Origin of the sequence: Achromobacter marplatensis, assembly GCF_002209535.1 — a bacterium.
Lineage (GTDB): Bacteria > Pseudomonadota > Gammaproteobacteria > Burkholderiales > Burkholderiaceae_B > Achromobacter > Achromobacter marplatensis.
In genome coordinates this window covers 642,300-662,985 of record NZ_NJIG01000001.1, presented here as the reverse complement: position 1 = coordinate 662,985, position 20,686 = coordinate 642,300, and the positions used below count along the sequence as shown (strand labels likewise).

Below are 20,686 nucleotides of genomic sequence, written 5' to 3'. Positions count from 1 at the left end.
CATGACCCAAGCTCCGCGCCTCGGACGGCGCGCCTTCCTGACCCGCACCGCCGCAGGCTCCCTGGCCGCCACCGGCCTGGGAGCATTGCCGCAGGCGCTATACGCCGCCACCGCCCAACCGGGCGCGGATGCGGGCCCCGCCCGCAAGGGCGGCACGCTCGTCGCCACCTGGGGCGGCCTGGAGCCGCAAGCGCTGTTCGTGCCCGGCGGCGGCGGATCCAGCCCGTTCCAGACGTCCACCAAGATCCTGGAACGGCTGTTAAAACTGGATGCCGACCTGAAGTTCCAGCCCGCGCTGGCGCTTAGCGTCACCCCGGCGGCGGACTTCCGCAGCTACACCATCAAGCTGCGCGAAGGCGTCACCTGGCACGACGGCGCACCCTTCACGTCAGCCGACGTCGTCTACAACGTGCTGCAGCATTGGAAGCCGATTTCTGCGGGTATCGCGCTGAAATCGTTAACGGACGCCACCGCGCCGGATGCGCAGACGGTCGTGCTGACCTTCAACGCGCCCGTGCCGGAATTCTTCCTGAAATCCACGTTGTCCGGCCAGTATCAGCTGTTGGTGCCCAAGCACCTGTATGACGGCAAAGACCTGATCACCAACCCGCTGAACAACACGCCGGTGGGCACGGGCCCGTGGAAATACGGCAAGTGGGTGCGCGGCAGCCACGTGGAATACCAGCGCAACGACAAGTACTGGAACCCGGGCGAACCCAACCTGGACAAGCTGGTCATCCGCTGGTGGTCCGACCCCGCCTCGCGCGGCGCCGCGCTGGAAACGGGCGAGCTGGGCCTGGCCTATTCCAATCCGGTTCCCGCCCGCGACATCGACCGCCTGATCAAGACCGGCAAGGTCGTCGTGGACACGCGTGGCTACCAGAACACGGCCTGGACGGTGACGGCCGAATTCAACCAGCGCCGCGACATCGTCAACCGCCGCGAGGTGCGCCAGGCCATCCTGCACGCCATCGACCGCCAGTTCATCGTCGACACCATCTATTACGGCCGCGGCAAACCCGCCATTGCCCCCATCTTCAGCAGCAACCCGCTGTTCTTCACCGAAGACGTGCCGCGCTATCCCTTCGACCCGAAGAAAGCCGCGTCGCTGCTGGACGCCGCCGGGCTGCCCGTCAAGGACGGCAAGCGCTTCACCGTCAACCTGGTGGCCGCCGCGTGGTTTGAAGAGAACGCCAAGCTGGGCCAATACCTGAAGCAGGCGCTGGAAGACGTGGGCATCGCCGTCAAGCTGGATTCGGTGGACCGCGCGACGGCGCTCAAGCGCATCTACGGCGACTACGACTACGACATTGCGGTGTCCAATTTCACGTCGCCGCTGGAACTGGTGCCGACCGTGACCCAGTTCTTCACCACCGATGGCATCGTGAAGGGGGCCGCCTTCCGCAACGCCACCGGCTACTCCAGCCCCGAGATGGACGCGCTGGTCGGCAAGCTGGCGGTCGAAACGGCGCCCGACGCCCGCAAGGCGCTGGCCGCGCAGTTCGCGCGCCTGGCCTCGACCGATGTGCCAATCGTGCCGCTGGTGGAAATCCAGTCGTTCACGCTGGCTGGCAAGAACGTGCGCAACTTCACCACCGGCGCCAACGTCCAGGGCGAAACCCTGGCCGACGTCTGGCTGCAAGCGTAAGAGATCCGCCATGCCGTTGCGTTTGATCTTGCGCCGCCTGCTCCAGGCCGTTCCGCTGTTGCTGGGCGTGGTGGTGCTGAACTTCGCCCTGATCCAATCCGTGCCCGGCACGTTCCTGGACGTCATGACGGCCGAGCAGCAGGTCACCGACCCGGCGCTGATCGAACGCCTGCGCGTGACGTATGGGCTGGACCAGCCGCCGACCGTCCAACTGCTGAAGTACATCGGTTCGGTCGCGAGCCTGGATTTCGGTTATTCGTACCGGCACAACCTGCCGGTGCTGGACGTAATCCTGGCCCACCTGCCCGCCACGCTGGTACTGATGCTGGCCAGCATCGCCATCGCCGTGCTGGTCGGCATGGCGGCGGGCATCGTGTCCGCCATCAAGGTCAACACCTGGTGGGATAGCGCGGTCTCGGCGTTTGCCGTGCTGTGCTTTGCCGCGCCCAGTTTCTGGCTGGGCATCATGCTGATCATCCTGTTTTCGGTGAAGCTGGGCTGGTTTCCCGTGGGCGGCATGGTCACCATCGGCCTGGACGGCGGCTTGTGGCGGCGGGCGCTGGACGTGCTGCATCACCTGGCGCTGCCCGCCATCGCCCTGGGCCTGTTCTATTCCGCGGCCTATGCCCGCGTCATGCGGGCGTCGATGCTGGAAGTCAGCCGCATGGACTACGTGCGCACCGCCTACGCCAAGGGCCTGACGCGCACCGCCGTGGTGCTGCGGCACATTCTGCGCAACGCGGTGCTGCCCATCGTCACGCTGCTGGGCCTGCAACTGGGCTCGGTGCTGGGCGGCAGCATCGTGGTGGAGGCCGTGTTCAGTTGGCCGGGCATCGGCGGCGTGCTGTTCGACAGCGTCATGAGCCGCAACTACCCCGTCGTGCTGGGCATCCTGGTGCTGAGCTCCTTCGTGGTGGTCCTGGCCAACATCGTCGTCGATCTTCTCTACACGCGGATGGACCCGCGCATCAAGGCTGTCTGATATGTCCGCATCCCCTACGCTTGCCACCCTGCCCGTCGCCCGCGCAACCCCTCGCCCCGCGTCGTTCGCCGCCCGATTCGTCCGCAACCGCGGTGCGGTGGCGGGCGCGGTCGTGCTGCTGCTGATCGCCCTGCTGGCCGCCAGCGCCGGCTGGCTGTATCCCATCAATCCGCTGCGCATCGTCGGCGCACCCGAGATCTGGCCCTTCGAATCCTGGCGTTATCCGCTGGGCACGGACTCCATGGGCCGCGACGTCGCCGCGTTGATCGCGCATGGCGCCCGCGCCACCCTGCTGATCGGCCTGGTCGCCGCCGCGGCCGCAACCGTGATCGGGGTAAGCATCGGCGCGGCCGCCGCCTGGTCCGGCGGGTGGATCGACGAAGTGCTGATGCGCGTCACCGAACTGTTCCAGATCATTCCGAACGTCGTGTTCGTATTGACCGTCGTGTCGGTGCTGGGCCCGCACATCGAAGCCATCACGTTGGCCGTCGGGCTGGTGTCGTGGCCGCCCATCGCCCGGCTGACCCGCGCCGAATTCCTGTCCTTCAAGGAACGGGAATTCGTGCAGGCCAGCCGCGCCGTGGGCATGAGCCCCTTGCGCATCGTCGCCGCCGAGATCCTGCCCAACGCGCTGCCGCCCGTCATCGTGATGTCGTCGCTGGTGGTGGCGGGCGCCATCCTGTACGAATCGGTCGTGTCCTTCCTGGGCCTGGGCGACCCCAACATCGCCAGCTGGGGCCGCCTGGTCGGCGAAGGCCGCAGCCTGATCCGGTCCTCCTGGTACATCTGCGCCGTCCCCGGCGTCGCGATCATGCTTGCCGTGCTGTCTCTGAATCTGGTCGGAGACGGCCTGAATGACGCGCTCAACCCCAAGCTGCAAAAGCGTTAAGCGCCAAAACTCCCGGAATTTCCCCATGACGCATCCTCTGAAGAACCTGGGCGACCTGGCTGACCCCAGCCGCCCCGCCGCCCTGCCCGCCATCGTCGACCTGCGGGTCGCCGACGCGCCTGTCCGCTACACGCACGGCGACATCCATCAACTGGCCGGTGGCGTCGCCGCATGGCTGACGGCCCGCGCGTTGCCGGCCGGCTCGCGCATCGCCATCGCCGCCTTGAACCGCGCCGAATACCTGATTACCTATTTCGGCATCATGCGCGCCGGCTTCGTGGCCGTGCCCATCAACATCAAGCAGACGCAAGAGAACATCGACTACGTGATCCGCGACGCTGGAATTGCCCTGGCCTTCGTAGACAGTGCGCGCCGCGCCGCCTTCGAGGCCACGGTGCCGGTGCTGGATTTCGATGAAGCCGGACCGCAGGGCTTTGCCGCGCAGATCGTGCCGACGGCCTTCGACACCGTCACGCCCGCGCACGACGACGTGGCGCAGATGCTGTACACGTCAGGTTCCACCGGCAAGCCCAAGGGCGTGCCGCTGACGCACGCGGGCCAGCTGTGGGCGCTCGGCGCCACGTCCGGCCCGGCGGCCGCACCCGATCGACAGGAACACTACCTGCTGGCCCAGCCCCTCTTCCACATGAACGGCCTCTTCATGGCCAAGCGCGCATTCGCCAGCAACAGCCTGCTGGTGATCCAGCCGGCGTTCGACGTGGCCGCCTATGCCGACGCGCTGGAACGCTACCGCATCACCGTGCTGACGGCCGTGCCCACCATGTTTGCCCGGCTGGTCAAGGAGCCTGCCTTGCTGCAGGGCCGTGACCTGTCTGCGCTTGGCCGCGTCATGCTGGGCTCTGCGCCGATGACCGTGGCGCTTTACGAACGCATCCAGCAGGCCCTGCCGCAGGTGCGCATCACCCACGGCTACGGCACCACTGAAGCCGGGCCCGCCGTGTTCGGCCCGCATCCCGACGGATTGCCCACGCCGCCGCTGGCGGTGGGCCATCCGATCGATCCGTCCCACGTCCGCCTGGCCGACGGCCCCAATCCGGATGAAGGCGTGCTGCTGATGAAGAATCCGGCCGTCTTGTCCGGCTATCACAACCTGCCCGAAAAGAGCGCGCAAGTGCTGCGGGACGGCTGGTATTACAGCGGCGACGTCATGCGCCGCGACGCCCAGGGCTTCTACTATTTCGTGGGCCGCGCGGACGACATGTTCGTCTGCGGCGGCGAGAACATCTATCCCGTCGAAGTGGAAAAGCTGCTGGAACTGCATCCGGATGTACGCCAAAGCTGCGTTGTGCCCCTGGCCGACGAAGAGCGCGGCCAGATTCCCGTCGCCTTCGTGGTGCGCCGCGACGGCAGCGCCCTGGACGCGGACAGCCTGAAGCGCCATGCGCTGGCCAACGGCCCCGCGTACCAGCACCCGCGGCGTATCCGCTTCGTCGACGAACTGCCGTGGGCCGGCACCAACAAGGTCGACCGCAACGCCCTGCTCTTACAGGCGCGCGCACTGGAAGCCCGCCAGACCTGGACAACCCCTGAAACGGAGGCCGCATGAGCCACGCACCTGACAGCTTGACCGGCAAGACCGCATTGGTCACCGGCGCCAGCCGCGGGATAGGCCGCGCCATCGCCCTGGCTTTGGGGCGGCGTGGCGCGCACGTCGCCGTCCACTACAACGCCGCCAGCGACGCCGCCGACGAGGTCGCCGACCTGATCCGCGCAGCCGGCGGTCAGGCCTGGACGCTGCGGGCCGACCTGTCCGCGCCCGAGGCGGCGTCCGACCTGGCGCGCGACCTGCGCCAGACCCTGCTTGAACGCAACGGCGACGGCGGCCTGGACATTCTTGTGAACAATGCCGGCGTCGGCCTGCGGGCGCTGCTGGCGGACGTCACCCCCCAAGACTTCGACCGTGTGCTGCAAGTCAACCTGAAGTCGCCGTTCTTCCTTATCCAGCACTGCCTGCCGTTCCTGCGCGACAACGGCCGCATCATCAACATTTCGTCGATGGGCACCCGGGCCGCCTATCCCGAGATGAGCGTCTATGCGCCTGCGAAAGCGGGGCTGGAAACGCTTAGCCTGCTGCTGGCCGCCGAACTGGGCGCACGCGGCATCACGGTCAACGCGGTCCTGCCGGGCGCCACCAGCACCGACCTCAACCAGCGCGCGCGCGACCCCGAGATCAGCCAGGTCATTGCCAAGACGATTGCGCTGGGCCGCGTGGGGCAGCCGGAAGACATCGCGGACATCGTCGCGTTCCTGGCATCGCACGAGGGCCGCTGGATCACCGGCCAAAGCATCGACGCAACCGGCGGGCAGCGCCTGTAGTTCCAGCCCCGCGCTCAGGCCTATTGCACGGCCAGTTCATGGGAAGCCAGGCGTTCCGCCATGGAATAGCCGTCGATGTAGTCGCGGAAATGCTTCAGGAACGCCGTCTCGGCAGGCGTCAGCTGCGCGTCGCGGTGCCACAGCAGATGCAGCTCGACCGAGCAGACCCCTTCCCCGGGCGGCAGGCGCCACAGCCGCCCTTGTTCCAGGTCCACCTGGACGCTGTGCTCCGGCAGGCAGCCGATGCCGAACCCCGCGATCAGCAGGCGCTTGACCTCGTCATGCTGCGTCGATGACGCCACGATGCGGCCTGAAAAGCCACGCTGGTCGCGGAAGATGGTCAACGGGGACAGGCTGTCGCCCAGGGCATCGCTCGCAAACGACACGAAATTCTCGCCCAGCAAATCCTCGATGCGGATGTCGGGCTTGCCGAACAAGGCATGGTTGCGCCCGCAGAACAGCGCATACCGCTGTTGCAGGAACACTTTGCTCTCCAGCCGCTTGGGCATCCGGCGGCTTAATGCGATACCCGCCGTGGCGGCCCGCTGCTGCATCAGCGTGACGATTTCGCTGCTGGGCATCACGTCCATCTGCACTTCAATCCGCGGAAATGCACGATGGAAATCCGCCCAGAAGTTGTCGTACACGGTCGAGTGGATCCGGCTGGCCACAAGCAGATGGATCCGCCCCGTGGCTTCCACCTTCGTTTGCGAGACATCCGTCAGCAACTGGGACACGCTGCCGTAGATGGCCTCTGCCGCCCGGCAGGCTTCCTCGCCGGCGTTCGTGATCGTGAATGCGGTGTTGTGCCGCTCGATCAGCCGCCGCCCCAGCTGATCTTCCAGGCGCTTTAACGCCTGGCTGACCGCCGATTGGGTCAGGTGCAATTTGGTGGCGGCGCCACTGATGCTGCGTTCCTGAACAATGACCAGAAACGTACGCAGCAGATTCCAGTCCAGCCGATCGCCGGTGCGGGTGTCGAGAAGCGTGGCAGGTGTCATGAGGGTCGCGCGCCGTTAATCGATGTTTGGCCTTGCCCTGCGAAAACAGGCGGGAGGCCTCGTGTTTTCGCCGGACATCAAATTGGCTTAAGTCGATTATTAGAAAGCATAAATTGACGTTATGTCGAGCTCGGAGCGATAAACGCGCCTTCGAACAACGATATTCAGCCAAGAGGAAAACATGGCCGTTCCCGCCACTCCTTCTACGGCGCGTCAGCCCGTTCGGGCCGCAACCGCCGCATTCGTCGGAACCACGATCGAATGGTATGACTTCTACATCTACGCCACGGCCGCCGCGCTGGTATTCGGCAAGGTGTTCTTTCCCACCGCCGACCCCTTCATCAGCACCATGGCGTCTTTCGGCACGTTCGCCGCCGGCTTTCTGGCGCGGCCGCTGGGCGGCGTCATCTTCGGCCACCTCGGCGACCGGGTCGGCCGCAAGAACGCCCTGATGACCACCCTGGTCATCATGGGCGTGGCCACGGTCGGCATCGGCCTGCTGCCCAGCTACGCCACCGCCGGCCTGTGGGCCCCCGCCCTCCTCTTGCTGCTGCGTCTGGCGCAGGGCCTGGCGGTCGGCGGCGAATGGGGCGGCGCCGTGTTGATGGCGGGCGAGCACGCCTCGCAGGCCCGGCGCACGTTCGCCGCGTCGTTCGCGCAGTTGGGCAGCCCGGCGGGATTGATCCTGTCGTTGCTGGCCTTCCGCCTCCTGACGACGCTGGACGAAGCCGACTTCGTCAGTTGGGGTTGGCGCGTCCCGTTCCTGATCAGCGCCGTCCTGCTGGTGGTGGGCTATTTCATCCGCGTGGGCGTCAATGAATCGCCCGACTTCGCGCAGGTCCTCGAACGCCAGGAGCGCGCGGAGATTCCCGCCAAGGAAGTGCTGCGCACTGCCTGGCGCACCGTCTTGCTCTGCATGGGTGTCTGCACGGTCGCGATCGGCGGCATCTACTTCACCAACACGTTCATGCTGTCGTACACCACGCAGACGATGGGCCTGCCGCGTACGCTGATCCTGGACTGCCTGTTCGTCGTCGCCATCATCCAGTTCCTGGTCCAACCGCTGGCGGCGTGGCTGGCGGACGTGCTCGGCCCCAGCCGCGTCCTGATCACCGCCGCGGCGTGTTCGGTGCTGGCGCCCTACCCGATGTTCATGCTGGTCAGCCAAGGCACCGCATTCAGCATCATCGCCGGCATCTCCATCGTGCTGGTCTTCATGGCCGCGATCTATTCGGCAATGGCCGGGTACATCAGCTCGGCGTTTGCCACGCACGTGCGCTACTCCGGCATCTCGCTGTCGTACCAGCTGTGCGGCGCCGTGGCCGGCGGCATGACGCCGCTGGTCGGCACCTGGCTGACTTACCACTATCCCGGCCAATGGCTGCCCCTGGCGATCTTCTATTCGACCTTGTCGGCCATCACGCTCTTCTCGCTCTGGGCGCTGGCCGGCCACAAGCGCCGCCTGGCCCTGAACGCGCCGCGCGCCTCCGTGTCGGCCGCAAGCCCCCGATCCCACCCTCTTTGAAGGAATCCGCATGACGCAATCCCCCTCTGCCCAGCCGCTCACCGAAGCGCAGACCCGGCGCATCCTCCAGGCGGTCGACGCGCAATTCGACGCGCAGCTGGCGTTCACCCAGGACCTGGTCCGGTTCCCGTCGCTGCGCGAGCAGGAACATACCGCCCAGGATTTCCTATATGAAGCCATGCGCCAGCGCGGTTTCGCGATGGACCGCTGGCGCATCGACGTCAAGGACATCGAATCGCATCCCGGCTTCGGGCCCGTCACCGTTTCCTACGAAAACGCCTTCAACGTCGTCGGCACCTATCGCCCGGAACAGCAAGCCGGCCGTTCGCTCATCCTCAATGGACACATCGACGTGGTGCCGACCGGCCCGGTCGACATGTGGAGCCGCTCACCGTGGGATCCGGCGATCATCGACGGCTGGATGTATGGCCGCGGCGCCGCCGACATGAAAGCCGGCCTGGCCGCCAACCTGTATGCCTACGATGCGGTGCGCGCCGCCGGTTACGCGCCCGCCGCGCCCATCTACTTCCAATCGGTCGTCGAAGAGGAATGCACCGGCAACGGCGCGCTGGCGGCGCTGCTGCGCGGCTACCAGGCCGACGCCGTCATCATTCCCGAGCCCGAAGAGAACATGCTGGTGCGCGCCAACGTCGGCGTGCTGTGGTTCAAGGTCCGTGTGCAGGGGCATCCCACGCACACCCGCGAAATGGCCAACGGTTTTAACGCCATCGACGCCGCCTATGCCGCGATCCAGGCGTTGCGCGGCCTGGAGGCCAAATGGAACGGCCAGCACCACTGCCACCGCCACTTCGAACACCTGGACCATCCCATCAACTTCAACATCGGCAAGATCGAGGGCGGAGACTGGCCGTCCACGGTGCCGCCCTGGTGCGAGTTCGACGTGCGCGCGGCGATCTACCCGGGCACCACCGCCGATGAGGCCCGCGAGCAGATCGACGCCTGCCTGCGCGACGCTGCCACCGACCCACGGTTCGGCGGCACGCCGCCCGAAGTGACCTACACCGGCTTCTATGCCGAAGGCTATGTGCTGGAGGAAGGCAGCGACGCCGAGAACACCCTGCGCGAATGCCACAAGCAGGCCTTCCAGAGCGACCTGGAAAGCTTCACCACGCCCGGCTACCTGGATGCGCGGGTGTTCGTGATCTACGGCAATATGCCGACGTTGGTCTACGGTCCGAAATCGCTCGACATCCACGGTTTCGACGAACGCGTCCACATCGAGTCCCTGCGCCTCATCACCAAGGCAATCGCCCTGTTCATTGCCCAATGGTGCGGCGTCACCGAGGCGGCAACGGCATGATGCCGGATGGTCGGGGCGCACTGACGCGGCGCTCCGGCCATCCATCGGCCACGAGCCTCGCGCGCAGGAAGCCGCCGCTGCGCCCAGCGACGCGCCAACCGAACAAGAGTTTGCTATCGTGATCGGGGTTCGGGTCCCAACGCAACACGACCCGACGACTTCTTGCCCCATACCGATAGAGGATGACGATGGCCCGTTGGACCTTTTACTCCGCCCCTGGCACGTGCGCGCTGGCGACCCACATCGCGCTGCACGAAGCAGGCGCCGATTTTGACGTGGTCAAGCTGGATTTTGCCGCGGGACAGCAGCAAAGCCCCGAGTACCTGCGCGTGAATCCCAAAGGCCGCGTGCCGGCGCTGGCCACCGAGCAGGGCGTGCTGACCGAAACCCCCGCCCTCCTCGCCTTTGTGGCGCAGCGCTTTCCGCAAGCCAGGCTGGCGCCGCTGGACGATCCCTTTGCCTACGCGCGGATGCAGGAGCTGACGAGCTATCTGGCCGCGACCGCTCACGTGGCGCACGCACACAAAAGGCGCGGTGCGCGCTGGGCCGACGACGCCGCCGCGCACGAGGCCATGCGCGCCAAGGTCCCACAGACGATGACGGCCTGCGCCGCGTATCTGGAAGGCCAGATTGTCGGCCCGTGGGTCGCGGGCGAGGAATACAGCGTGGCCGACGGCTACTTGTTCACTGTCGGCAGCTGGCTCGAAGGCGACGGGGTCGACCTGGCGCAATTTCCGAAGCTGACGGCCTACCTGGCCCGTGTCGCCGCGCGACCGGCCGTGCAGCGCGCCCTGGCGGACGCCCGCTAGCGGCACCGACGCCGCGCCTGCCCGGCCGTTCAGAGTTCCAGCACGATGCGCTGGCCGCAGGCGCGCGAACAGCAGCTCATCATCTTGCGATTGGCCTCGCGCTCGGCGCGGGTCAGCACCACATCGCGATGGTCGATGTCTCCAGCCAGCACGCTGACCTCGCAAGACCCGCACAGGCCTTCTTCACAATCGCTTTGCACGTCGATATTGGCGGCGCGCAACGCAGCCAGCAGGGTCTGGTCGGCGCGCACGGTCACCACCAGCCCCGAGTCTTTCAGCTCGGCCTCGAATGCATGCTCGCGCTCGGGGTCCAGCGTGCCCAGCGTCGAATGGAAATGTTCGACCCGCAATGCGTCCTGCGGCCAGTGCGCACAGGCTTGTTGCAGCGCGTCCAGCAGGCGCTCGGGCCCGCAGGCGTAGATCTGGGTGTCTGCGTCGGGCTGCGCCAGAAGCGCGCCGAAGTCGTTGCGACTGCCCTCTTCGCTGATATGGAGGTGCAGCCTGTCGCCATGCAGGGCGGCCAGTTCCGCCAGCATGGCCATGCCGGCGCGCGTGCGGCCGCTGTAATGCAACGCGTAATCGATGCCCAGCGCTTGTGCGCGCCGCGCCATGGCGCTGATGGGCGTAATGCCGATGCCGCCCGCAACGAGGATCACCTTGGCCGCGCTTTCGTCCAGGCGGAAATGGTTGCGCGGGCCGCGGACCCGCAGGCGCTGGCCGGGTTTCACGTTGTCGTGGACCCAGGCCGAACCGCCGCGCCCGTCGGTTTCCCGCAGAACGGCGATGCGCAGGCGGCTGGCGTCCGCCGGGTCGCCGCAAAGCGAGTATTGCCGGGACAGGCCGGTGTCGCCGCATTCGATGTCGATATGCGCGCCCGGCGCCCAGCGCGGCAGCGCCTTGCCGTCGGGCGAGGCCAGCGTCAGCATGACGATGCCGTGTGCGGCCGGCTCCACGCGTTCGACGACAAGCGTGCGTGCGCTGGCGTGGGCCGAGGGCTCGCCGATGCGCACCGGTTGGCGTTGCGCCAGCAGCTCAGGCTGGCTGCGTTCGGGGTTCTGCGCCGGGTCCCACTCGACCCACAGGTGTTCGGGGCCGCGGAACGAGGTGTTGGGCACGTAGGTGAACTGCTGGGCTGCCAGGCGCAAGTGCGGCAGGCGACGCGTCAGCTCCTCCAGGAAAATCTGCATCTCCATGCGCGCCAGGTTCTTGCCCATGCATTGATGCGAACCGTACCCGAAGGTGAGCTGGTCGCTGGCGTTGTCGCGCCGGATGTCGAACAGGTCGGCATCGGCGAACTGGCGCTCGTCATGGTTGGCGGACGAGCTGACGATCAGCAGCTTGGAGCCGGCCGGAATCGGCATGCCCGCAATGGTGGTGTCGCAGGTGGCCAGCCGGCGCCAGGCCGCGACCGACCCGTTGTGCCGCAGGCATTCTTCGACCGCGTTGGGAATCAAAGACGGGTCTTCGCATAGGTCGCGCCACGCGTCGGGGTGCTGCAGCAGCAGCTTCAGCGCGTTCGCCGAGGCGTTGGCCGTCGTTTCGTGCGCCGCGACAATGCCCGCCATCATCATCGAATGCAAGTAGGAATCGGTGACGACGTCCGGGAAGTCGCGCTGCTTGCGCAGGCCATATTGCATCCAGCCGGGCTGGTCAGGGTCTTGGCGCATCTTGTCCAGGATCTTGCCGGCCAGCTGCCAGCAATTGCCGACCGCGTGCGCCACGGCCACCTGTTCCTCGGGCTTGGGACGGCCCCAGGTATTGACCGTGTGCGCAATGGAATAGCGGCGCAGCAGATCCATGTCTTCTTCCGGGACACCCAGGAAATGCAGCGCCACCGTCAGCGGGACTTCCCAAAGCAACTGGTCGACCAGGTCGGCGCGGCCGTCGTCGATGAAGCGGTCGACGTATTCGCGCGTCAGGCGCCGCACCATCGGTTCGTGGTGCTTCAGCGCGTCGGGCGTGAACGGTTCCATCAGCACGCGCCGCCGCGGCATGTGGGCCGGCTCGTCTTCGTTGACCAGCGTGCGGTTCATCGCATAGCCGTACGACGCCAGCACGGCGTTGGCTTCCGGGCCTGTCGGGGTGATTTTCTCAAGCGCGATGGACGGGCTGAACGTGATGTTGTCCCGGAAGATCGCCTTGATGTCGTCGTAACGGGTCACCACCCAGTAGCCCAGTTTCGGACTGTAGAAGACGGGTTCCTGCTCGCGCGCCCATCGCACGTACTCGGGCGGATCCTGCTGGTAGCCATCGCCGAAAGGGTCGAATTCAGCGGCGCGCTCGCTGACGTGCACGGGACAGCCGCTGGCGGCGGCAGCCGCATGCATCGGACAGCCGGTCGCGGGTTGGGCGGGTTGGGACATGTCTCTACTCCGGGTAGTCATCTGTTTTATGCGTAAATCATATACGCATTGCGTAATTCAATAAACCCGGTTTACCCTTCGCCTCTCTTCCCTTCCGACTTCCCGCCATGACTGCCACCCCCGATCTTCCGCGTCCCCGTGAACGCCGCCAGCGCGTGCAGGCGGCCGAGACCAGCATGGCCGTCCTGAAAGCACTGGGCGAGCTTGGCGGCCGCGCGGGATTGAGCGTGATTGCCGCCCGGATCGAGGAAAGCCCCGCCAAGGTGCACCGTTATCTCGTCAGCCTGATGGAAGGCGGGCTGGTCGGTCAGGACGCCGCCACCCAGCAGTACTTCCTGGGATTGGAGACCTTGCTGCTGGGCCTGGCGGCCATGCGGCAGGCCGATCCCATCCGCCTGGCTGAAGCGTCGCTTATCCGGCTGCGGGAAGCGCTGGAAGTCACGTGCTTCGTAGCGGTGATGGGCAACAAGGGGCCCACCATCGTGCGTTTTGAAGAGCCAGGGCTGCCGGTCACCGTAAACGTGCGCGTGGGGTCGGTGTTGTCGATGCTGTGGTCGGCCACCGGCCAGGTCTTGTTGGCGACGCTGGACGAGACCGCCGTGCGGGCGCTGGCCGAAGCCGAGCTGGAGGCCGCCACGGCCGAACAGCGGGCGATGCTGCATGCCGATGACCCGATTGGCGCGCTGCAGCGGTCCGTGCAGGCGGCGGGCTGCGCCGTGGTGCGCGACACGAACTTGCGCGGCATCAGCGCCGTATCGGCCCCGATCTACAACTATGCCGGCCGGCCCTGCGCCGTCCTGACCGCCCTGGGCGCCACCGGCGGCTTCGATCCGTCCGCGGATGGCCGCGTCGGGCTGGCGGTGCGCCAGGAGGCGCAGGCCATCAGCCATTTGCTGGGCAACACCTAGTCATTTGCCAGGCCGGAAATCGATCGCGGCCATCGCCCGCCCCACCGCCTGCGGCGCATACCCTTCCCAGGGCGTATTGCCGGCGTCCAGACGCGCATGGATATTGGCGATGGTCCAGTGCGCGCTGCCGCTGAGTTTCGCCAACTCTTCCCACGCCACCGGCACCGACACGCCCAGCCCCGGCCGCGCCCGGGCGGACCAGGCCGCCACCGTGGTGGCGCCGAAGCCGTTGCGCAGATAGTCGACGAAGATCTTGCCGACCCGGTTTTTCGGCCCGCTCTTGGCCACGAACTGCTTCGGCAGCGTTCTCGCCAAATGCGTGACGATCGCTTGCGAAAACGCCTTGATGGTGTCCCAGTCGTACTGCCGGCGCAGCGGCACCACCACGTGCAAGCCCTTGCCCCCGCTAGTCTTCAACCAGGGCGTCAGGCCGATTTCGTCAAGCAGGGTGCGTACCAGCTGGGCCGCCTGCTGCACGGCAGGCCAGCCCACGCCTTCGCCCGGGTCCAGGTCGAACAGCATGCGGTCGGGCTTGCCGATCGCGGTCTTCACCGCGTTCCACGTGTGGAATTCCACCACGTTCATCTGCACGGCAGACAGCACCGCTTCGGCGGTCGGCACCTCCAGCAGCGGCGGATGGCCGGGGTCCAGCTTGGGCGGCAACGATTTGACGCCCGGCATGGCGGCTTCCAGGTGCTTCTGGAAGAACAGCTCGCCCTGGATGCCGCCCGGCGCACGCAGGAACGAGACGGGGCGGGATTTCAGGTGTTCCAGCAGCAGGGGCGCGACCAGGCCGTAATAGCGCGCCAGGTCCAGCTTGGTCAGCCCGGTCGACGGATCGATGACCCGTTCGGGATGGGTCAGCTTGCCGATCTTGCCCGCGGGCTTGGCCTGCGCCTTCGCGGCGGGCGCTCGCGTGACTGCGGCCGCCTTTTCACGGGTGATCTCGCGCGCCGACTTGTCCGTACGCAAGCCCTGGAACACGGCGTGGCGGATATGCCCGCCGCTCGTCCAGTCGCCGAACGCCACTTCGGCAATCAATTCCGGCTTCACCCATTGCACGCCCCTGCCCTCGCCTCCCGTCACCGGCTTGTCGCGGGTTTCGATACGGGCAAGCTTTTGCTGAAGCGATAGCAAGCCTTGGCGGTCGAAGCCGGTGCCGACCTTGCCTACGTAGCGCAACGCGCCGTCGTCCTCGTGCACGGCCAGCAACAGCGCGCCCAGGCCCTCGCGCGCGCCCTGTGGCGCGGTGTAGCCGACGATGACGAACTCCTGGCGGCGGCCGCACTTGATCTTCAGCCAGTTATCGCTGCGACGCGACACGTAGGCGGCGGATTGGCGCTTGGCGATGATGCCTTCCAGCCCCATCTTGCAGGCTGACGCCACCAGATCGGCAGGTGTCTGGTCGAACGCTTCACTGAACCGCAGATGGTCGTCGTCGCTTGCGGCCATCAACTGCGCCAGCAACGCCCGGCGCACGCGCAGCGGTTCCTGGCGCAGGTCCCGTCCGCCGATGAACGGCAGGTCGAAGGCGTAGAACACGATGCCCCCCGTGGCTTCGCCGTCGAAGGCATTTTGCAGCGCCTGGAAATTGGGCACGCCCTGCTTGTCCAGCACCACGGCCTCGCCGTCCACCCAGGCGCATTTCGCGGGCAGCCGTCCGAAGGCGTCCACCAGATGCGGCAACTTGGCGCTCCAGTCATGCCCGTTGCGCGTATGGAGGGTGACGGTGTCCCCGTCCAGGCGCGCCAACAGCCGATAGCCGTCGAACTTCAATTCATAAAGCCAGTCGTCCGAGCCCGGCGGTATACCGTCCGCCAAGGTGGCCAGTTGCGGCTTCAACGACGCCGGCAGGTCGGCTGCCTGGCCGGGCAATGCCGCCTCGTCCCCTTTGGATATCGCCCTGTCCTCCTTGGGCTCCGCTTGCGGACGCGCTTTCGCCGGTGTTTTCTTGCGCAAGGGCACCACGCTGTCAGGCATTTCGTCGACCACGCTGAATTCGCGTTCGCGGCGCGCAAAGTCGTCGCGGTCCTTGATCAGCAGCCATGCCGGCTGCTTGTCGGATTCCTTGCCCTTCATGCGGACCAGCGCCCAGCGGCCTTGCATTTTCGTGCCCTGCAGGTCGAATTTCAGATGCCCGTCGCGGTAGCCCTTGCGCGCATCACCGACGGGCATCCAGCGGCCCTCGTCCCAGATGATGACCTTGCCGGCGCCGTACTGGCCCTCGGGGATCTGGCCTTCGAACTGGTTGTACGCGATGGGATGGTCTTCCACCTGCACGGCCATGCGCTTGACGGCGGGATCGTAGCTGGGGCCCTTAGGCACCGCCCAGCTCTTCATCGCGCCGTCCAGCTCCAGCCGGAAATCATAATGCAGCCGGCTGGCCCAGTGCTTCTGGATGACGAAGGCGCGGGCCGCTTCGTTTGCCTCGCCGCCCTCGGCGGGTTCCGGGGTGACCTTGAAGTCGCGCTTCTTGCGATAGGTCTTCAGGCTGTCGGCCATGTCATGCAGCCTTGCGGGGCCGCGCCGCCTTGGTGGCCTTGGCCGCCTTTGCCGCTTTCGCGGGCGCCTTCTTGGCAGGCGTCTTGCGGGCCGCGGTCTTCTTCGCTGCGGCGGGTGCCGCTTTCTTTCCGCCCTTCAGGCTGCGTTGCAGCAATTCGGTCAGATCGATCACGTTGTCCGCATAGGCGGGCGTTTCCTCTTGCGGCTCAAGAACGGTCTCGGTCTTGCCGGCCTTGACCTTCTTGGCCACCAGCCCCATGACCGCCGCCTTGAATTCGTCTTTGTACTGCTCGGGGTCCCACTTGCCGGACATGTCTTCGACCAGCATCTTGGCCATTTTCAGTTCGCTGGCGCTCGGCGTCATCCCGCGGGCGCCGGACTTGGGCAGGTCCAGCTCGTCTTGCGGCTTGACGTCGTCGCCCCATCGCATCAGGTTCAACACCAGCGCATCCCCGGACGGGATCAGCGCGGCCAGATGCTGCTTGGTCTGAATAACGACTTTGGCGATCCCGATCTTGCCGGTCTTGGCCAAGGTGTCGCGCAACAAGGCATACACCTTCTGGCCCTTGTTGATCGGCGCAACGTAGTAAGGCCGCTCCAGATAGACGAAAGGCACATCCCCCGCATCGACGAACTCTTGTATTTCAATGGTTTGCGTGGTGCGCGGATAGGCGTCGGCAATCTCTTCCGGGGAAATGATGACGTACTGGCCGTCTTCATACTCCACGCCCTTGACGATATTGTCCTTGTCGATTTCCTTGCCGGTGCGCTTGTTGATGCGCTTGTACCCGACCGGATCCATGGAGCGCTTGTCCAGCCAGTCGAAGTCCACGCCGGACTCCGTGGTGGCAGTGTGCAGGCCGACGGGGATGTGTACGAGGCCGAAGGAAATGGCCCCCTTCCAGATGGTTCTTGTTGCCATGATCGACTCCTCTAAACCGGGAAGTGATCAGCAAATAGTATTCCCGCGCCCCGCCGGGCGCCACGTCAGCGGCTGCGCGCCTTGGCCGTTGCCAGTTTGACGGCGCGGCGACGCCACCAGAGCCATACGCCGCTGATGCCCAGGCCGCCCAGCGTCAGGCCGCCCACGGCGACCGCGGTTTCCAGCGCCACGCCGCCCAGTTCGCCCGTGTGCAGTGGGTAGACCACGGCCGTCGCCCGTGCGCCTGGATCCAGCGTGTTCCAGCGCTGGACGGCCAGCACGTCGGCCGTGCGCGGGTCGATCCAGACGGACGTCATGCCGTTGGGATGCGGATCATCGCCCAGCATCATGCGGAAACGGGTCGGCGCGCCGGCGTGCGGCGGCACTACGATATAGCCGATGGGCGCCGGTTCCTGGAATTGCGCGACGGCTTTTTCGGCCAGTTGATCCAGCGTCAGCGGCTGTCCAGCAACCGCGCTGGCGGCCACGGCGGGCAATTTCGGCGCTTTGACCGGGGCCGCGCCACTTAGCCACGTTACGGCCGCGCCCAGCGGACGCCACGCCATGTAGGCGCCGGTGGCGACCGATACCGCGATCAGCAGGCCCAGCGTGGCCCCGCCCACCCGGTGCAGGTCGAACAGCGATCGCAACAGCCCTCGGTCCAGTGCGATGTTCCAGCCCTTGGCCCAGTGCCGCGGCCACCACAGGATCAGCCCCGTGATCAGCAGGAACAGATAGGCCAGCGCCACCCAGGCCAGAATGGCCTTGCCGGTGCTGTCCAGATACAGCGCGCTGTGCAGCTTGAACAGCACATTGGCCGCGCCTTCGGTTTCACCGCGCCGGCCTTGCTCGGCACCGGTGGCCGGGTCCAGGTAGAGCGTGCCGCGCCAGCCGCCGCGCACCCGCACTTCCAGCGTTTCGCCCGGGGCGCGGGCAGGCCGGAACACCAGGTTCGCGCCGTCGCCGAATTCCTGCCTGGCCGACCGCAGCACGGATTCGAGCGTGACGCCCGCCTGGCCGGGAGCCAAATCCGAACGGGCCTGGAACAGCTGCGGATTCGCCCAGCGGTCCAGCGCCGGCGTGACGACGAGCGCCGCGCCGGACAGGCCTGAAAAGATCAGGATCCAGCCGGCGCTAAGCGCCAGCCAGCGATGCACCCGCAGCCATACGCCGCGCAGGCCTTTCACAAGAACGATCCGGTCAATGCAATGCTCACGGTGCTTAGAAGGCCATCGAGGCCTGCATGTAGATCGTGCGCGGCTGCCCCACGAACTTGCCGCCGTTGTTGTCGGTGGAGCGCGTGTAGTAGCGGCGGTCGAACAGGTTTTTCACGCCAACGGCGAGTTTCAGGTTATTCATGTCGCGGCCGAAATCATAGCCTGCCCGCAACGCCACCGTGGCGAAGCCAGGGATGTCGCCCAGGCGTCCGCTGGCGTCTTCCTCGGTGACGTAGCCCGCGCCGGCATCTGGCGAACCCGGCGAGCGCTGCTTGGACTGCGCGAAGACGTCGGCATTGAAGGTCCAGCGCTGCACCGCGTACCGGGCGCCAACGGAAGCCACCTGGCGCGAGTACAGCGGCAGGTCGCGGCCTTCGAAGGCGCCGGCTTTGGCAATGGCTTGCGTGTACGTATAGGTGGCGTAGACGGACAGGCCGCGCAAGGCGTCGCTGAGGTCGCCCATGTCATAGCGCAAGGCGGATTCCACGCCGCGATGGCGGGTGGCGCCCAGGTCGGTCCACATGCCCTCGCCCACGATGGAACGCGTCAGCTGCAGTTCCTTGTCGAAGTCGATATTGAACAGCGTCAGCTCGCCGCTCCATGCCTGGCCCGCGAAGTGCGTGCCGATTTCATAGGTCTTGGCGGTTTCGGGGTGCAAGCCTTCGGTGGTGGACGCCAGTTGACTGTACTGCTGCGGGCCGAACGACTTGCCGGCGTTGGCGAACAGCGACCACTTGTCGTCCACGCGGTAGAGCACCGACAGGGTCGGCAGGGTCACGCGCGAATCGATCGACGGCGACAAGGCGCTGGTGACGGCGCCGGTCGCGGTGTTGAAGTTGGTGACGTTGTTGTAGGTGCTGATGCTTTCGAAGCGCACGCCGGGCGTGATCGTCCACTTGCCGATGTCGATGCGGTCGTCGATGTAGAAGGCGTGGGCGGTGGTGCCGCCGTCGCTCGTCTGGTAGGTGGGCATGTTCAAGTCGAACGCATCGCCGCCGGCGGCCGGGTTGTAGTAGGCGGTACGCCCGGCCACTTCCGAGCTGCTTTCCTTCAGGTAGCGGTAGCCGACGGTGACTTCCTGCACGAACGAACCCGAATCGAACAGGCGCGAATAACGCGGTTCGAAGCCGAAATAGTGATAGCTGCGCGGCGCGGTGGTCAGGCGGAACTGGTTCGCCGTGGCGCCGGTGCCGCCTTGCTCGATGTAGCTGCCACGGTAGGAATCCACGTAGTACGTCAGCACTTCGAAGTTGTTGACGCCGTCATTGTGCGTGTACTTCAGCGAACCGTCGGTACGGCGGCCCGTGAACTGGTCGTATTGGCGGGTCGACTGGAACGGGTCTTCCGAGTATTGCGCGGTGGTCAGGCCGCCGGGCATCCGGCCCTTGCCTTCGAAGTGGTGCAGCGACACAGCCACGTCGTCGGTCGCCGAAAAGCGGTAGGCGCCCTTCAGGATCACGTCGTCGATGTCGGTGGAATCGTTGCTGGAACGGTAGCCATCGCCATGCGTGCCCGAATACAGCAGCGCGCCGCCCAGGCCCTTGTCAGTGGTGCCGCCCACGAACAGGCTGGGCGTGGTCTTGACGTTGCCGCCATGGCTGTAGATTTCGCTGCCGACGTTCAGGCTGGTCGTGAAGTCCTGCGGGATGGCGCGCGTCACGAAGTTGATGATGCCGCCCACGTTCTGCGGGCCATACCGGACCGAACCGGCGCCGCGCACCACATCGACCGATTCCAGGTTGCCCAGCGACACGGGCGCCAGCGACAACTGCGGCTGGCCATAGGGGGCGTAGGCCATGGGCACACCGTCCATCAGGATGGTGGACCGGGGCGAGAGGCGCGAGGTCAGGCCGCGCACGCCCACGTTGAGCGACACGTCGCTGCCGCCCGTGCCGTTGCTGTCCTGCACCTGGACGCCGGGAATCTGACGCAGCACGTCGCGCACGCTGCTGGACCCGCTTTCCTGGATCTGCTGCTGTTCGACCACGGTGCGGGCGCCTGGGTGGGACAACACTTTTTCTTCGGTGGGGGTGCCCAGCCAGTCGCCGGTCACGGTCACGGCAGCCAGTTCCCCGGCTTGTCCGGTGGCGGCCGCAGGCGCGGGGGGCGCCGTCTGGGCGTGCACCATGCTGGACAGGCCGGCCAGCGCGGCGGCAATCGCCGCGGCACGGCGGTTCAGCGGGAACCCTGCCCGCGCGTTCTGATTTCTGGCCTTAGCCATCTTGCTCTTCTCCAAGCGCCGTTTGAGGCGTCACCATGATT

Annotated in this window: 15 protein-coding genes; 9 read left to right on the top strand and 6 right to left on the bottom strand. The window is 66.4% G+C overall.

The window, feature by feature from the left end; genetic code table 11:
* Position 1: 1 nt before the first annotated feature.
* From CEY09_RS02880 to CEY09_RS02860, 5 genes are read left to right on the top strand one after another with little or no spacing between them, the layout of a single operon-like run.
* Positions 2-1,648: an ABC transporter substrate-binding protein gene (locus CEY09_RS02880; RefSeq protein ID WP_088587460.1), complete on the top strand. Its 1,647-nt coding sequence runs from the start codon at positions 2-4 to the stop codon at positions 1,646-1,648.
* A gap of 10 nt (positions 1,649-1,658) precedes the next feature.
* Positions 1,659-2,630, top strand: coding sequence for an ABC transporter permease (locus CEY09_RS02875; RefSeq protein ID WP_088587459.1), 972 nt, complete (start codon positions 1,659-1,661; stop codon positions 2,628-2,630).
* Position 2,631: 1 nt separating this feature from the next.
* Positions 2,632-3,519 (top strand): ABC transporter permease, encoded by an 888-nt coding sequence (locus CEY09_RS02870; RefSeq protein WP_088587458.1) that lies wholly within the window; start codon positions 2,632-2,634, stop codon positions 3,517-3,519.
* Between the two features lie 25 nt (positions 3,520-3,544).
* On the top strand, positions 3,545-5,086 hold the full coding sequence (locus tag CEY09_RS02865; RefSeq protein ID WP_088587457.1) for a class I adenylate-forming enzyme family protein: 1,542 nt from the start codon (positions 3,545-3,547) through the stop codon (positions 5,084-5,086).
* On the top strand, positions 5,083-5,856 hold the full coding sequence (locus CEY09_RS02860) for an SDR family NAD(P)-dependent oxidoreductase (RefSeq protein ID WP_088587456.1): 774 nt from the start codon (positions 5,083-5,085) through the stop codon (positions 5,854-5,856). Before CEY09_RS02865 ends, CEY09_RS02860 begins: the two co-directional genes overlap by 4 nt.
* Before the next feature lie 20 nt (positions 5,857-5,876).
* Here the strand turns inward: CEY09_RS02860 and CEY09_RS02855 are convergent, their stop codons facing one another.
* Positions 5,877-6,857, bottom strand: a complete 981-nt coding sequence (locus CEY09_RS02855) for a LysR family transcriptional regulator (RefSeq protein ID WP_088587455.1) — start codon at positions 6,855-6,857, stop codon at positions 5,877-5,879.
* Between the two features lie 181 nt (positions 6,858-7,038).
* Here CEY09_RS02855 and CEY09_RS02850 point away from each other — a divergent pair, with 181 nt between their 5' ends.
* The 3 genes from CEY09_RS02850 (at position 7,039) to CEY09_RS02840 (ending at position 10,512) form a co-directional block, all read left to right on the top strand.
* Positions 7,039-8,382: an MFS transporter gene (locus CEY09_RS02850; protein ID WP_088587454.1), complete on the top strand. Its 1,344-nt coding sequence runs from the start codon at positions 7,039-7,041 to the stop codon at positions 8,380-8,382.
* Positions 8,383-8,392: 10 nt separating this feature from the next.
* A complete protein-coding gene (locus CEY09_RS02845) occupies positions 8,393-9,703 on the top strand; it encodes an ArgE/DapE family deacylase (protein WP_088587453.1) in 1,311 nt (436 codons plus the stop codon).
* 188 nt (positions 9,704-9,891) lie between these two features.
* Positions 9,892-10,512, top strand: a complete 621-nt coding sequence (locus CEY09_RS02840; RefSeq protein ID WP_088587452.1) for a glutathione S-transferase family protein — start codon at positions 9,892-9,894, stop codon at positions 10,510-10,512.
* 29 nt (positions 10,513-10,541) lie between these two features.
* Here CEY09_RS02840 and CEY09_RS02835 read toward each other — a convergent pair whose 3' ends face one another.
* Positions 10,542-12,875 (bottom strand): cytochrome P450/oxidoreductase, encoded by a 2,334-nt coding sequence (locus CEY09_RS02835; RefSeq protein ID WP_088587451.1) that lies wholly within the window; start codon positions 12,873-12,875, stop codon positions 10,542-10,544.
* A 107-nt stretch (positions 12,876-12,982) separates the two neighbouring features.
* On the opposite strand from CEY09_RS02835, the gene CEY09_RS02830 reads away from it, so the two are divergent.
* The gene (locus tag CEY09_RS02830) at positions 12,983-13,783 is read left to right on the top strand and encodes an IclR family transcriptional regulator (protein WP_088587450.1); all 801 of its coding nucleotides are present in this window, start codon (positions 12,983-12,985) and stop codon (positions 13,781-13,783) included.
* On the opposite strand, the gene ligD is transcribed toward CEY09_RS02830, so the two are convergent.
* From ligD to CEY09_RS02810, 4 genes are all read right to left on the bottom strand, one after another.
* On the bottom strand, positions 13,784-16,285 hold the full coding sequence (gene ligD, locus CEY09_RS02825) for a DNA ligase D (RefSeq protein WP_088587449.1): 2,502 nt from the start codon (positions 16,283-16,285) through the stop codon (positions 13,784-13,786).
* A gap of 1 nt (position 16,286) precedes the next feature.
* Complete coding sequence (ku, locus tag CEY09_RS02820) at positions 16,287-17,207, bottom strand: non-homologous end joining protein Ku (RefSeq protein ID WP_088587448.1); 921 nt, start codon at positions 17,205-17,207, stop codon at positions 16,287-16,289.
* A 65-nt stretch (positions 17,208-17,272) separates the two neighbouring features.
* Positions 17,273-18,394 carry a PepSY-associated TM helix domain-containing protein gene (locus CEY09_RS02815; RefSeq protein WP_088587447.1) on the bottom strand — a complete coding sequence of 374 codons (1,122 nt, stop codon included), beginning with the start codon at positions 18,392-18,394 and terminating at the stop codon, positions 17,273-17,275.
* Between the two features lie 34 nt (positions 18,395-18,428).
* A complete protein-coding gene (locus tag CEY09_RS02810) occupies positions 18,429-20,645 on the bottom strand; it encodes a TonB-dependent receptor family protein (protein WP_088587446.1) in 2,217 nt (738 codons plus the stop codon).
* Positions 20,646-20,686 lie beyond the last annotated feature (41 nt).